The organism is Streptomyces niveiscabiei, assembly GCF_033794345.1.
GTDB classification, from domain to species: domain Bacteria; phylum Actinomycetota; class Actinomycetes; order Streptomycetales; family Streptomycetaceae; genus Streptomyces; species Streptomyces niveiscabiei.
Genome location: NZ_JARAYJ010000005.1, coordinates 255,463 through 268,850, shown reverse-complemented (window position 1 = coordinate 268,850; position 13,388 = coordinate 255,463). Strand labels below are relative to the sequence as shown.

Here is a 13,388-nt window from a genome sequence, read left to right as displayed (position 1 = left end):
GCGGTGCTCAGACGGTGAGCAGCGACTCCACGGGAGCGCCGTCGAGGGCGGACTCCAGGCGCGGGCGGCCGTTCAGGAACGTCAGTTCCATCAGGATCGCCACCCCGGAGACCTGGGCGCCGGCGCGGTGGATCAGCTGGATCGCCGCCTCCGCCGTGCCGCCGGTCGCGAGGACGTCGTCCACGATGAGGATGCGGTCCTCGGGCGTGAGGTCCTCGGCGTGGATCTCGATCTCCGCCGAGCCGTACTCCAGGTCGTACGACTGGGAGAGGGTGGCGCCGGGGAGCTTGCCGGCCTTGCGGACCGGGACGAAGCCGAGGCCCGCGCGGACGGAGACGGGTGCGCCGAGGATGAAGCCGCGCGCTTCGAGGCCGACGATCTTCGTGGCCCCGGTGCGCACCGCGATCTCGGCGAACGCGTCGGTGAGCGCCGTGAACGCGGCCGGGTCCGCGAGCAGCGGGGTGATGTCCTTGAACATCACGCCGGGCTCGGGGTAGTCCGCGACGTCACGGATACGGCTGAGGAGCAGCTCCTTGATGTCGGTCACCGGCGCTTCCCGGAAGGTCGGCCGCGGCCACGGCCACGGGACGCGGGCTGGTTGCGGGGGCCGACGACAGCCGCGGCGTCGTCGTCGTACTCTTCGGCCCCCTCGCTGCTCGCCTCCTGGGGCTGCTCCACCTCGGTGGCGGCCTGCGAGCGCTTGGCGAGGACCCGCTTGCGCAGGGCCTTGATCTGCGGCTCGCGCTCCTTGAGGTCGGCGACCAGCGGGGTGGCGATGAAGATCGACGAGTACGCGCCGGCCGCGAGGCCGACGAACAGCGACAGGGAGATGTCGTTGAGCGTGCCCGCGCCGAGGAAGCCACCGCCGATGAACAGCAGCCCGGCGACCGGGAGCAGGGCCACGACGGTCGTGTTGACCGAGCGGACCAGCGTGCCGTTGATGGAGTGGTTCGCGATGTCGCTGTACGTCGACTTCGTCTGCTTGGTGATGTCCTTCGTCTGCTCCTTGAGCGAGTCGAAGACGACGACCGTGTCGTACAGCGAGTACCCGAGGATCGTCAGCAGACCGATGACCGTACCGGGCGTGACCTCGAAGCCGACGAGGGCGTAGATGCCGACGGTGATCGTGATGTCGTGGATCAGGGCGACGAGGGCCGCGATGGCCATCCGCCACTCGAAGGCGATCGCCAGGTAGATCACGACGAGGACCATGAAGATCGCGAGGCCCTGCCAGGCCTTGTTGGCGATCTGGTCGCCCCAGCTCGGGCCGACCAGGTCGGCGGCGATCTTCTCGGTGTCGACCTTGAAGTCGGCGGCCAGCTTGTTCTTGATCTGGTCGGACTGCTGGGTGTCCATGCCGGCGATCTGGATGCGCAGCGAGCCGTTGCCGAGCTTCTGCACGACCGCGTCGTGGCCGGAGGCATCCTTGGCGTAGTCCTCCGCCTGCGAGACGGAGACGCTCGTCTTCGGGGTGGTGAAGACCGCGCCGCCCTGGAAGTCGATGCCCATGTTCAGGCCGCGCACCGCGAGGCCGACGATCGCCGTGATGGTGATCAGGATCGAGACGCCGTACCAGATCTTGCGGTGGCCGATGAAGTCGTAGGAGATCTCACCGCGGTGCAGCCGGGCGCCGATGTTCCCGAGTTTCGACATCTCACGCCTCCTTCGGGTCTACGGGGCCGGCGAGCGGGCCGGAGGGACGGCGGGTGCGGCGCAGCGGCGGGTGGGCGCCCAGGCCCTTCGGGTCGAGGCCGGACCACTTGTGGCCGCCGCCGAAGAACTTGGTCCGCGCGACGATCGTCATCAGCGGCTTGGTGAAGAAGAACACCACGACGACGTCGAGGACGGTGGTCAGACCGAGGGTGAAGGCGAAGCCCTGGACCTTGCCGACGGTGACGACGAACAGGACCGCGGCGGCCAGGAACGACACGAAGTCGGAGACCAGGATGGTGCGCCGGGCGCGCGGCCAGGCCCGCTCGACGGCGGGGCGCAGCGAGCGGCCCTCGCGGACCTCGTCGCGGATGCGTTCGAAGTACACGATGAACGAGTCCGCCGTGATACCGATGGCGACGATCGCGCCGCAGACGGCCGGCAGGTTCAGCGCGAAGCCGATGGCCGGGCCGAGGAGCGACATCAGCAGGTAGGTGAGCGCCGCCGAGACCAGCAGCGAGGCGATCGCGATGAGCGACAGGCCGCGGTAGAAGGCGATCAGGTAGAGCACGACGAGCGCGAGGCCGATGGCGCCGGCCAGCAGACCGGCGTGCAGCTGCTCACCGCCGAGCGCGGCCGTCACTGTGGTGACGCTCTGCTCCTTGAAGGAGAGCGGGAGCGCGCCGTACGACAGCATGTTCGCGAGGCTCTGCGCCTCCTCCGAGGTGAAGGAGCCGGAGATCTGCGCCTGGCCGCCGGTGATCGCGGACTGGACGTAGGGGCTGGAGACGACCTCGCCGTCGAGGACGATGCCGAACTCGTTCTGCGGCTGCTGGTTCTGCGCGAGCTTGCCGGTGATGTCGGCGAACTTCTTGGCGCCCCCGCCGGTGAAGTTCATCGTGACCTGCCAGCCGCCGGCACCCTGGGTGTCGATGACCGCGTCGGCCTTCTTCACGTCGGTGCCGTCGACGGCCGCCGGGCCGAGCAGGTACTTGTACCAGACCTTGCTGATCTCGCCGCAGGCCACGATCGTGTCGGTGGGCTTGGCGCCCTCGCCTGCCTTGGCGCGCTGCTCGGGCTTCGAGCAGTCCAGGGCGGCGTACGCGGCCTGGAGCTTGGCGGTGTCACCGGTGGCCGCGCCCGGGGAGGGGCTGGCCGCCGGGGCCGGGGACTCCTTCGCGGACGCGGACGGCGACGGGGTGCCGTCGGCGCGCAGGGAGTCGGTGACCGCGCGGCCCTGGGTCGTCGAGGACGTCGACGGGGACGGCGAGGAGCTCGCCTTCTCGCCGGTGGAGGCGCTGGACGAGGGGGATGCCGAGGGGCTCGGGCTGCCGCTGGGCGACGCCGAGGGGCTCGGGGACGGGGCCGCCGCGGCGCCGGTGGCCTCCTGGGCCAGGACCGGGCGGAAGTACAGCTTGGCGGTCGTACCGACCTGGGCTCGGGCTTCCTCGGAGTTGGTGCCCTTGGGGATGTTCACGATGATGTTGGAGTTGCCCTGGGTCTGCACCTCCGCCTCGGACACGCCCAGACCATTGACACGGCGGTTCATGATGTCGACCGCGGTGTCCATGTTCGCCTTGTTGATCGCCGAGCCCTGGTCGGCCTTGGCCTCCAGCGTGATGCTCGTGCCGCCGGCCAGGTCGATGCCCAGGCGCGGCGTGGTGTCCCCGGTGGCGAACATGCCGCCCGTGAGGCCCACGATGGCGATCAGGATCAGGGCCAGCGAGCGCCCCGGCTTGCTCTGGGCGCTCGCGCTCCTGCCCTTTTTAGGTGCTGCCACCTTCTCGTACTCCCTCTCGGGCCGCCCGCACGCCCTGGTCGGCGTGGCGCGGCTGCCATGACTGGTGTCGGGAATCCCCCGCGAGAAGCGCACACCCCGGGAGGCGCGGGAGCGGCCCGCGCGCCCCGGGGGCGTGACTACTTCTTCGCGTCGGACTCGCCGTCGGTCTTCTTCGGCTCCTCGTCGTTCTCGGGCTCGTCCTTCTTGCCGAGGTCGACGGGCTTGTCGTCGGAGGCGGCGGCAGCGTCGGAAGGCTCGTCGGCGTCGGCGGTCTCGGCGGTCTCGGTGAGGGAGGAGGCGTCGTCCGGAACGATGTCGGAGTCGGACTTCAGGTCGGCCTCGATGCCGTGGACGATGCGGTTGTACTCCTCGTCCGTCAGTACGGCGCCGATGGCGTTCTTCGCGAAGAGCAGTTCCACGCCCGGGCCGGCGTCCAGGAGGACCGTGTCCTCGTTGGACTCCTTGACCGTCGCGTACATCCCCCCGATCGTGCGGACGCCACTGCCGGGCTGCATCTGGTTCCGCATGTCGGCCGCTTGCTGCTGCTTCTTCTTGGCCGACCGGGTCATCAGGAACATGGCCCCGATGAGCACGATGAACGGGAGGAGGGTCACGAGACTCACGGGTCGGAACTTCCTTCACACGACCGCGTCTGCTGAGCGGCCTGATGGATGGGATCTGTGAATGCCGCCGACAAGGGCGGCATCGGCGGAGTCTAAGCGAGTCCGCGTACAGGGAACAACGTTCAGCATGGCACCTGGGTTCCTTACCCGGCCAATACCTCCACCGGTGACCGGGCCGTGTCTTTGCCGTGATGTGGCGCGGGGCGGGGGGGGTCAGGCGCCGAACAGGTCCTGCTGGCCGCCGCCCTGGGGCCGGCCGGGCGGGGTCAGGCCGAGGTGGGTCCAGGCCGCGGGGGTCGCCACGCGGCCCCGGGGGGTGCGGGCCAGCAGGCCCTCGCGGACCAGGAAGGGCTCGGCCACCTCCTCCACCGTCTCGCGTTCCTCGCCCACCGCGACGGCCAGGGTCGACAGGCCCACCGGGCCGCCGCCGAAGAGTTTCAGGAGGGCCTCCAGGACCGCGCGGTCGAGGCGGTCCAGGCCCCGGCCGTCCACCTCGTACACCTTCAGGGCCGCGCCCGCGATGTCCCTCGTGATCAGGCCGTCCGCCTTGACCTGGGCGTAGTCGCGGACCCGGCGCAGGAGGCGGTTGGCGATACGCGGGGTGCCCCGGGAGCGGCCGGCGATCTCCGCCGCGCCCGCCGGGTCGATCTCCACGTCCAGGAGGTCGGCCGAGCGGTGGACGACGCGCTGGAGTTCGGCCGGTTCGTAGAACTCCATGTGCGCGGTGAAGCCGAAGCGGTCCCGCAGGGGCGGCGGGAGGAGGCCGGCCCGGGTGGTCGCGCCGACCAGCGTGAACGGCGGGAGTTCCAGGGGGATCGCCGTCGCGCCGGGGCCCTTGCCGACGATCACGTCGACCCGGAAGTCCTCCATCGCCATGTACAGCATCTCCTCCGCCGGCCTCGACATCCGGTGGATCTCGTCGAGGAACAGCACCTCGCCCTCCTGGAGCGAGGAGAGGATCGCGGCGAGGTCGCCCGCGTGCTGGATCGCCGGGCCGCTGGTGATGCGGATGGGCGCGCCCATCTCCGCCGCGATGATCATCGACAGCGTGGTCTTGCCGAGGCCGGGCGCGCCGGAGAGGAGGACGTGGTCGGCGGTCGCGCCGCGCGCGCGGGCCGCCCTGAGGACGAGGTCCAGCTGTTCCCTGACCTTCTCCTGGCCGATGAACTCGCCCAGGTCCTTGGGCCGGAGGGCGGCCTCTACGGCTTGGTCCTCGCGGTCCGCTGACGCGCCGACGAGGCGGTCTTCGTCGGTCGTGTCGTCCCAGTTCATTTCGTGCGCCTCAGGGGTTGGGGGGTCGATGTACGTGAAGGGCGTTCTACCTGGCCCTGTTCAGGGAGCGCAGCGCCGCCTTCAGCAACTGGCCCACCTGCGGCGTGCCTTCGGCCGCCTCCGCCTGCGGTGTCACCGCCGCCACCGCCTCGTCGGCCTCGCGGGTCGCGTACCCCAGCCCCAGCAGCGCCGCGTGAAGTTGATCCCGCCAGCCCAGGGACACCGGCGCCCCGACCGCCGGCGAACCGACCGGCTCGCCCAGCCTGTCCTTCAGTTCGATCAGCAGTTTCTGCGCGCCCTTCTTGCCGATGCCGGGTACGGCGATCAGGGCCTTCTCGTCCCCCGTCGCCACCGCTCTGCGCAACGCGTCGGGCGTGTGGACCGCGAGCATCGCCTGCGCGAGCCTCGGCCCGACCCCGCTCGCCGTCTGGAGCAGTTCGAACACCTGGCGTTCGTCGTCGTCCACGAATCCGTACAGCGTGAGGGAGTCCTCGCGCACGACGAGGGACGTCGAGAGCTTGGCGGGCTGCCCGATCCGCAGGCCCGCGAGCGTGTTCGGCGCGCACTGGACGGCCATCCCGACCCCGCCGACCTCGACCACGGCCGCGTCGGGGGCGAGGGCGGCGACCGTGCCGCTGACGAAGGCGATCATGTCGTACGGCCTTTCGAGGTGTGCAGGGCGACGGCCTGCTGGAGTCGGTTCTGGGCGGGGGCGCGCCAGATGTGGCAGATGGCGAGGGCGAGGGCGTCGGCCGCGTCGGCGGGTTTCGGGGGCGCGTCGAGCCGCAGCAGACGCGTCACCATCGCGCCGACCTGCGCCTTGTCCGCGCGCCCGCTGCCGGTGACGGCGGCCTTGACCTCGCTGGGCGTGTGCAGCGCGACGGGGATGCCGCGGCGGGCGGCGCACAGCATGGCGACGGCGCTGGCCTGCGCGGTGCCCATCACGGTGCGGACGTTGTGCTGGCTGAACACGCGCTCCACGGCGACGAATTGGGGCCGGTGTTCGTCGAGCCACCGCTCGATGCCCTGCTCGACGGCGAGGAGGCGGTGGCTCAACTCGGCGTCGGCGGGCGTGCGGACGACCCCGACGCCGACCATGGTCAACGGCCGCCCGGCAACGCCTTCGACCACCCCCACACCGCACCGGGTCAGTCCGGGGTCGACCCCGAGTACCCGCACACCGCCCTCCCTCCCCCTTTTGCGGCTAAACCGCCGCCGCTCTCGCGGACCTGGTTGAGCACCGTCGTGGTTCCTCAATCGATGGTTGCGGCCCGTGGACGGTGATCCATGAATGACGCCAGGCTAGCCGCTGCCACCGACAACGACGGCGGGCCGGTGGGACGTGTCCCATCCGGCCCGCCGAAACAGCTCAGCCCGCGGCAGCGTCAGGCGTCTACCGCGGCCATGACGTCGTCCGAGACGTCGAAGTTCGCGAACACGTTCTGCACGTCGTCGCTGTCCTCGAGGGCGTCGATCAGCTTGAAGATCTTGCGGGCACCCTCCTCGTCCAGTTCGACCTGCATGGTCGGGACGAAGTTCGCCTCGGCGGAGTCGTAGTCGATGCCGGAGTCCTGGAGGGCCGTGCGGACGGCGACCAGGTCGGTGGCCTCGCTGAGGACCTCGAAGGACTCGCCGAGGTCGTTGACCTCTTCCGCGCCCGCGTCCAGGACGGCGCCCAGGACGTCGTCCTCGGTCAGCTCGCCCTTGGGGACGACGATGACGCCCTTGCGGTTGAAGAGGTACGACACCGAGCCGGGGTCGGCCATGGAGCCGCCGTTGCGGGTCATCGCGACGCGGACGTCGGAGGCGGCGCGGTTGCGGTTGTCGGTGAGGCACTCGATGAGCACCGCGACGCCGTTCGGCCCGTAACCCTCGTACATGATCGTCTCGTAGTCGGCGCCGCCGGCTTCGAGACCGGCGCCGCGCTTGACCGCGGAGTCGATGTTCTTGTTGGGGACCGAGCTCTTCTTGGCCTTCTGGATGGCGTCGAAGAGGGTCGGGTTACCGGCCGGGTCGGCACCGCCGGTACGCGCCGCGACCTCGATGTTCTTGATCATCTTCGCGAAGAGCTTGCCGCGCTTGGCGTCGATCACGGCCTTCTTGTGCTTCGTCGTAGCCCATTTAGAGTGGCCGGACATCTGCCTGTCTCCTTCGCGTAACCCATCTACCTACCAACGCAGAGATCCTACAAGGACTCCGCAGCCCGGTTCGCGCGCACCATGTCGACAAAGAGCGCGTGCACGCGGTGGTCGCCGGTCAGCTCGGGGTGGAACGACGTGGCGAGCGCGTTGCCCTGGCGTACGGCGACGACATGACCGTCGTACTCGGCGAGCACCTCCACGCGCGCGCCGACCGACTCAACCCAGGGGGCGCGGATGAAGACGCCGTCCACGGGGGCGCCGTCGACGCCCCGGACGGCGACCTCGGCCTCGAAGGACTCGTTCTGGCGGCCGAAGGCGTTGCGGCGGACGATCATGTCGATGCCGCCGACCGTCTCCTGGCCCGAGCGGGGGTCGAGGATCTTGTCGGCGAGGAGGATGAGGCCCGCGCAGGTGCCGTAGACCGGCATCCCCGCGCGTACGCGCGCGCGGAGGGGCTCCAGCAGGCCGAACAGGACGGCCAGTTTCGAGATGGTGGTGGACTCGCCGCCGGGCAGGACGAGGCCGTCGACCTCGGCGAGCTCCTCGGGGCGGCGGACCGGGCGGGCCACGGCGTCGGCCGCGGCCAGGGCGACGAGGTGTTCGCGTACGTCGCCCTGGAGCGCGAGCACTCCGATCACGGGAGTGGGCATCGGTGCTTACCAGCCGCGGTTGGCGTAGCGCTCGGTCTCGGGGAGGGTGTCGCAGTTGATGCCGACCATGGCCTCACCGAGGTTGCGGGACGCGTCCGCGACGATCTTCGGGTCGTCGTAGAAGGTGGTCGCCTTCACGATCGCGGCGGCGCGCTTGGCGGGGTCGCCGGACTTGAAGATGCCGGAGCCCACGAAGACGCCCTCGGCGCCGAGCTGGCGCATCAGCGCGGCGTCGGCGGGGGTGGCGACGCCGCCCGCGGAGAACAGGACGACGGGGAGCTTGCCGAGTTCGGCGACCTCCTTGACCAGCTCGTACGGGGCGCGCAGGTCCTTCGCGGCGGCGTACAGCTCGTTGTTGTCGAAGCCGCGCAGGCGGGCGATCTCGTTCTTGATCTGGCGCAGGTGGCGGACAGCCTCGACGACGTTGCCGGTGCCGGCCTCGCCCTTCGAGCGGATCATCGCGGCGCCCTCGGCGATGCGGCGCAGGGCCTCGGCGAGGTTGGTGGCGCCGCAGACGAAGGGGGTCGTGAACGCCCACTTGTCGGAGTGGTTGACCTCGTCGGCCGGGGTCAGCACCTCGGACTCGTCGATGTAGTCCACGCCGAGGGACTGGAGCACCTGGGCCTCGACGAAGTGCCCGATCCGCGACTTCGCCATGACCGGGATCGACACGGCCTCGATGATGCCCTCGATCATGTCCGGGTCCGACATCCGGGCCACGCCGCCGTCCTTGCGGATGTCCGCCGGGACCCGCTCCAGCGCCATGACCGCCACGGCTCCCGCGTCCTCCGCGATCTTCGCCTGCTCCGGCGTCACGACGTCCATGATCACGCCGCCCTTGAGCTGCTCGGCCATCCCGCGCTTCACCCGCGCGGTGCCGGTCTCGGGGGCCTGGTTCTCGCTGCTGGACACGTACGACCTCACTGAAGTGAAAGGGGGTTTCCTGGAGGGGGGTACTCCCGAGGAAACTCCCGGCGACCAGTCCACATCAAGGGCCAATGACCAGGCGGTGGATCTTTTCGGGGTCAGTCGGAGTTCTCCCACACGAGGACGCCGGGGCCGTCGGGCGTGAGGACGGGGACCCACGCCTCGTCGGCCTCGGCGAGCCGTGACTCGTCCAGGGCGAGGCGGGTCCGGCTTCCCCCACCCCTTCAGGTCCCGGACGAAGAGGTCCCTCAGCGCGCTGTCGGCATCCGGGACGAAGAGGGGGACCAGGTAGCCCTCCTGTGTGTACGGCACGCACGCGTGGCCGCCGCCCTGCACCTCGTACACCACGCCGGTCGGCGCAGCGACGATCACGCACACCCAGCCGGTGCCGGAGCCCTCCGGGTCCAGGGTGATCCGCCGGGTCATCGTTCCGCCAGCGCCGCCGGAGGCTCGTCGTCCATCTCGAAGGCCATCGGGAACGCGGCGTGGCCCGCGAGGTGGAACCAGCGGACCTTGCGGTGTTCGCGGAGGCGGCGGGCCGCGCCGACGGCGTCGTTGTGGAAGCGGCGGGCCATGGGGACGCGGCGTACGGCTTCGGTGAGTTCGTGGGCCGCCGCCTCGCCGCCGGGGGCCTCCTTGACCTCGTCGACCTGCTGGTGGTCCGCGAAGACCGCCCTCAGCGCCTGGCTCAGCTCGCTCTCCGCGACCTCCCGCTGCTCCTCCTCCGCCTGCCTCGCCGCGTGCGCGGCCTCGTACAGGACGATCGAGGCGGCCGGGTCCAGCACCCCGGACGTCGCCAGCTCCTGCGCGACCGAGGCCCGCCGCAGCAACTGCGCGTCCAGCGCGGCCCGCGCCGCGTCGATACGCGCGTGCAGCCGGTCGAGCCTCCCCGCCGTCCAGCTCAGGTAGAGGCCGATCGCGACGAGAACGACGAGGGTCCAGATCAGGGTTGCGGTCACGGGCGGCAAGGGTAGCGGGGTGCGGGGGTGGGGGGTGGTGGCGGTGGGTGGGCACGGGGGTGACGGGAGGGGGCGTACGTACGCTCCGTACGGGGCACGGTCCCGCGCTCCTTACGGCGAACCCTGAGCCCCCTCCACCCCTGGCTGCTCCCGAAGGTCCCGGCGCAGCCTGGCCCCGTACCGAACCGCCCCTTCCTGGTTCCCCCTCAGCTCCGAGCCGCCCCCGCCGCAGCCCGCCCTCAGTCCCGCGCCAGTCCCAGCCGTGCCCGCAGCCCCCCGCCCCCCGCCTTCTCGTCCGCCGCCACGGCCGCCGCTCCCGCTGTCACCGTCTCGTACACCGACAGGATGTCCGCGGCGACCACCGACCAGTCGAACCGGCGTACGTGCGCGCTCCCCCGCTCCCGGAGTTCGGCGCGTCTCGCCGGGTCGCCCAGCAGGCGGATCGCCGCCTCCGCGAGCGCGTCCGCGTCCTCGTTGGCGAACAGTTCGCCCGCCGCGCCCTGGTCGAGGACCTGGGCGAAGGCGTCGAGGTCCGAGGCCAGGACGGGCGCCCCCGCGGACATCGCCTCGACGAGGATGATCCCGAAGCTCTCGCCGCCGGTGTTGGGAGCGACGTACAGGTCGATGCTGCGCAGCAGCCGCGCCTTGTCCTCGTCGGAGACCATGCCGAGGAACTCCACGCGCGCACGCAGCTCGGCGGGAAGCCCGGCGACGGCCTCCTCCTCGTCCCCGCGCCCGGCGATCAGCAGGCGCGCGCCGGGCCGCTCGGCGAAGATCCGCGGGAGCGCCTTGACGAGCACCGGCAGCCCCTTGCGGGGTTCGTCGATACGCCCGATGAACCCGAGGGTCTCGCCCTGCACACGGGCCGGCCCACCGCCCGCCCCCGGACCGGGCACCACACCGTCCACGGCCCCGCCGGCCGGACCACACACCTCGCCCCCGTCAGCCGAGCCCTGTGGCCGACCCCCAGCCCCATCGCCCTCACCCGAACCACACACCCCGTCCCCCACCCCGCGCCCCCACCCCTGCCACTCCGGCCGGGGCTCGGCTCGGGCGAAGAAGTCCACGTCGACGCCGTTGGGGATGACCACCGCGTCTCCGCCGAGGTGTTCCACCAGCGTCCGCCGCGCGTACTCGCTCACCGCGATGCGCGCGCTGATCTTCTCCAGCGCGGCCTGGAGGATGGAGTACGCGGCGATCATCGCGCGCGAGCGCGGGTTGGACGTGTGGAACGTGGCGACCATCGGCCCCTGCGCGGCCCAGCACGTCAGCAACCCCAGGGAGGGGGACGTCGGTTCGTGGATGTGGACGACGTCGAAGGCGCCGTCGTGGAGCCACCGGCGTACGCGCGCGGCGCTGAGGAAGCCGAAGTTGAGGCGGGCGACGGAGCCGTTGTACGGGACGGGGACGGCACGGCCGGCGGAGACGACGTACGGCGGGAGCGGTGTGTCGTCGTCGGCGGGGGCGAGGACGGAGACCTCGTGCCCCAGGCGGATGAAGTACTCCGCGAGGTCGCGGATGTGGAACTGGACGCCGCCCGGCACGTCCCAGGAGTACGGGCAGACGATCCCGATCCTCACGCGGGCCCCCTCGCGGGGTCGAGGTCCGCGAGCCACAGCCGCTGGAGCATGTGCCAGTCCTCCGGATGGTCGGCGATTCCCGAGGCGAAGACGTCTGCCAGCGCCTGTGCCATGACAGACGTCTTCTCGGCCCGGGTACCTGACTCGGGTACCTCGATCGGGGGATGCACGCGTCCTCGCATGACGGGCGAGTCGTCGTACCAGAGGGTCACCGGCAGCAGCAGCGCCCCGGTCTGCTGGGCGAGCAGGGAGGGCCCGGCGGGGATGCGGGTCCGCTCGCCGAAGAAGTCGACCTCGACGCCGTTCGCGGACAGGTCGCGCTCGGCGACGAGGCACACGAGCCCCCCGTCGCGCAGCCGCCGCGCGAGGGTGGCGAAGGCGGTGCCGCCGCTGTGCGGCAGGACCTCCATGCCGAGCCCCTGCCGGTAGGCGACGAACCGGTCGTACAGGGACTCGGGCTTGAGGCGTTCGGCGACCGTCGTGAACGGGGTGTCGAGTTTCGTCGTCACCCACGCGCCCGCGAGGTCCCAGTTCGCCATGTGCGGCAGCGCGAGGACGACGCCCTTGCCGGAGGCGAGGGCGTCGGTGAGGTGGTGGACGTCCTTGGGGTCGAAGCCGCCCCGGACGCGCTCCTTGCTCCACGCGGGCAGCCGGAAGGACTCCATCCAGTACCGCAGGTACGACCGCATGCCCGCGCGGGACAGCTCCCTGAGCTGCTCGGGGCTCGCGCCCGGCCGTACGCGCGCGTAGTTGCTCTCCAGCCGCAGCACCCCCTTGCCGCGCCTGCGCCAGGCGAGGTCGGCGATGGCCTGTCCGAGGCGTACGGCGGCGGGTTCGGGGAGCTTCTTGACGGCCCCCCAGCCGACGCCGTACAGCGCGTCCGTCAACCGGTCCCGGGCGTTCACCCGGCCGTCTCCTGCTGCGCGGCGGCGGCAGCGGCGTCGGCCTCGGCGGACTCGCGGCGGACCGTGACGACGCGCTGGATCAGCGTGACGAGGCTGCCGACGGCGACCAGCCACAGCGCGACCGGCAGCAGGTACTGGATGCCGGGCACGCCGAACGTGTGGAGCCCGGCGAGCCCCGCGGCGACCAGGGACACCACGAGCCGCTCGGCGCGCTCCACGAGCCCGTTGACGGCCACCGGAAGCCCGATCGACTCGCCGCGCGCCTTCGTGTACGACACGACCTGCCCGCTCGCCAGGCAGAAGATCGAGACGGCGCACAGCACGTTGTCGTCGCCGTTGCCCGCGTACCAGAGCGCGAACCCGCCGAAGATGGCGCCGTCGGCGACCCGGTCCAGCGTGGAGTCCAGGAAGGCGCCCCAGCGGCTGGAACGGCCGAGCTGGCGGGCCATGTTCCCGTCGACCAGGTCGGAGAACACGAACAGCGTGATGACGATCGTGCCCCAGAAGAACTCGCCCCGGGGGAAGAAGACCAGCGCGCCCGCGATCACACCCGCCGTGCCGATCAGCGTGACCGTGTCGGGGCTGACGCCCCGCCTGATCAGAAACGTGGCGAACGGTGTGAGGACACGCGTGAAGAACGCACGCGCGTACTTGTTCAGCATGGCTTTCCCGACAGTCGTAAGGCGCCGCGGCCCTTGCTGGCCACCGGCTGGCCCATCGTAGCCACGCGCGCGCCTGTACGACGGTCGGGCACCCGCACCCACCCTTTGGCGCGAAGGGTTCGCGTCCGCCGTATGGACGCCCCGTGACGGGAGTGGAAAGCTCGAAGGACCGCGGGCGTCATCGGAGCCGCCGCTGGTCGCGGATCCCCGTGTGTGCCCGCGTCCCAGGGACCTCACCC

15 protein-coding genes and 1 pseudogene are annotated in these 13,388 nt (G+C 71.2%); all 16 read right to left on the bottom strand.

Annotation, left to right across the window (positions count from 1 at the left end):
- Positions 1-7: 7 nt before the first annotated feature.
- Positions 8-547 (bottom strand): adenine phosphoribosyltransferase, encoded by a 540-nt coding sequence (locus PV682_RS09490; protein WP_319726059.1) that lies wholly within the window; start codon positions 545-547, stop codon positions 8-10.
- On the bottom strand, positions 544-1,653 hold the full coding sequence (gene secF, locus PV682_RS09485) for a protein translocase subunit SecF (protein ID WP_319726057.1): 1,110 nt from the start codon (positions 1,651-1,653) through the stop codon (positions 544-546). Before secF ends, PV682_RS09490 begins: the two co-directional genes overlap by 4 nt.
- Position 1,654: 1 nt before the next feature.
- Positions 1,655-3,430, bottom strand: coding sequence for a protein translocase subunit SecD (gene secD / locus PV682_RS09480; RefSeq protein WP_319726056.1), 1,776 nt, complete (start codon positions 3,428-3,430; stop codon positions 1,655-1,657).
- Between the two features lie 137 nt (positions 3,431-3,567).
- Positions 3,568-4,053, bottom strand: coding sequence for a preprotein translocase subunit YajC (gene yajC / locus PV682_RS09475; protein ID WP_319726054.1), 486 nt, complete (start codon positions 4,051-4,053; stop codon positions 3,568-3,570).
- 213 nt (positions 4,054-4,266) lie between these two features.
- Positions 4,267-5,325 carry a Holliday junction branch migration DNA helicase RuvB gene (ruvB, locus tag PV682_RS09470; RefSeq protein WP_319726052.1) on the bottom strand — a complete coding sequence of 353 codons (1,059 nt, stop codon included), beginning with the start codon at positions 5,323-5,325 and terminating at the stop codon, positions 4,267-4,269.
- A gap of 46 nt (positions 5,326-5,371) precedes the next feature.
- Positions 5,372-5,977, bottom strand: coding sequence for a Holliday junction branch migration protein RuvA (gene ruvA / locus PV682_RS09465; RefSeq protein ID WP_319726051.1), 606 nt, complete (start codon positions 5,975-5,977; stop codon positions 5,372-5,374).
- Positions 5,974-6,504 carry a crossover junction endodeoxyribonuclease RuvC gene (ruvC, locus tag PV682_RS09460; protein WP_319726050.1) on the bottom strand — a complete coding sequence of 177 codons (531 nt, stop codon included), beginning with the start codon at positions 6,502-6,504 and terminating at the stop codon, positions 5,974-5,976. Before ruvC ends, ruvA begins: the two co-directional genes overlap by 4 nt.
- A gap of 206 nt (positions 6,505-6,710) precedes the next feature.
- Positions 6,711-7,463 carry a YebC/PmpR family DNA-binding transcriptional regulator gene (locus PV682_RS09455; RefSeq protein ID WP_055722174.1) on the bottom strand — a complete coding sequence of 251 codons (753 nt, stop codon included), beginning with the start codon at positions 7,461-7,463 and terminating at the stop codon, positions 6,711-6,713.
- A 47-nt stretch (positions 7,464-7,510) separates the two neighbouring features.
- On the bottom strand, positions 7,511-8,116 hold the full coding sequence (gene pdxT / locus PV682_RS09450) for a pyridoxal 5'-phosphate synthase glutaminase subunit PdxT (RefSeq protein ID WP_319726049.1): 606 nt from the start codon (positions 8,114-8,116) through the stop codon (positions 7,511-7,513).
- Positions 8,117-8,122: 6 nt separating this feature from the next.
- A complete protein-coding gene (gene pdxS, locus PV682_RS09445; protein ID WP_319726306.1) occupies positions 8,123-9,028 on the bottom strand; it encodes a pyridoxal 5'-phosphate synthase lyase subunit PdxS in 906 nt (301 codons plus the stop codon).
- 113 nt (positions 9,029-9,141) lie between these two features.
- A complete protein-coding gene (locus tag PV682_RS09440; protein WP_319726304.1) occupies positions 9,142-9,237 on the bottom strand; it encodes a DUF6210 family protein in 96 nt (31 codons plus the stop codon).
- 79 nt (positions 9,238-9,316) lie between these two features.
- Positions 9,317-9,469: pseudogene (locus PV682_RS09435) on the bottom strand (DUF6210 family protein); the annotation flags it as partial.
- A complete protein-coding gene (locus PV682_RS09430) occupies positions 9,466-10,011 on the bottom strand; it encodes a LemA family protein (protein ID WP_079056966.1) in 546 nt (181 codons plus the stop codon). The pseudogene PV682_RS09435 and the gene PV682_RS09430, both read right to left, overlap by 4 nt.
- Positions 10,012-10,241: 230 nt before the next feature.
- Complete coding sequence (locus PV682_RS09425; RefSeq protein WP_319726047.1) at positions 10,242-11,582, bottom strand: glycosyltransferase family 4 protein; 1,341 nt, start codon at positions 11,580-11,582, stop codon at positions 10,242-10,244.
- Positions 11,579-12,487: a phosphatidylinositol mannoside acyltransferase gene (locus tag PV682_RS09420; RefSeq protein ID WP_319726044.1), complete on the bottom strand. Its 909-nt coding sequence runs from the start codon at positions 12,485-12,487 to the stop codon at positions 11,579-11,581. The genes PV682_RS09425 and PV682_RS09420 overlap by 4 nt, the downstream gene beginning before the upstream one ends.
- On the bottom strand, positions 12,484-13,149 hold the full coding sequence (gene pgsA / locus PV682_RS09415) for a phosphatidylinositol phosphate synthase (RefSeq protein ID WP_055722514.1): 666 nt from the start codon (positions 13,147-13,149) through the stop codon (positions 12,484-12,486). Before pgsA ends, PV682_RS09420 begins: the two co-directional genes overlap by 4 nt.
- Between the last annotated feature and the right edge of the window lie 239 nt (positions 13,150-13,388).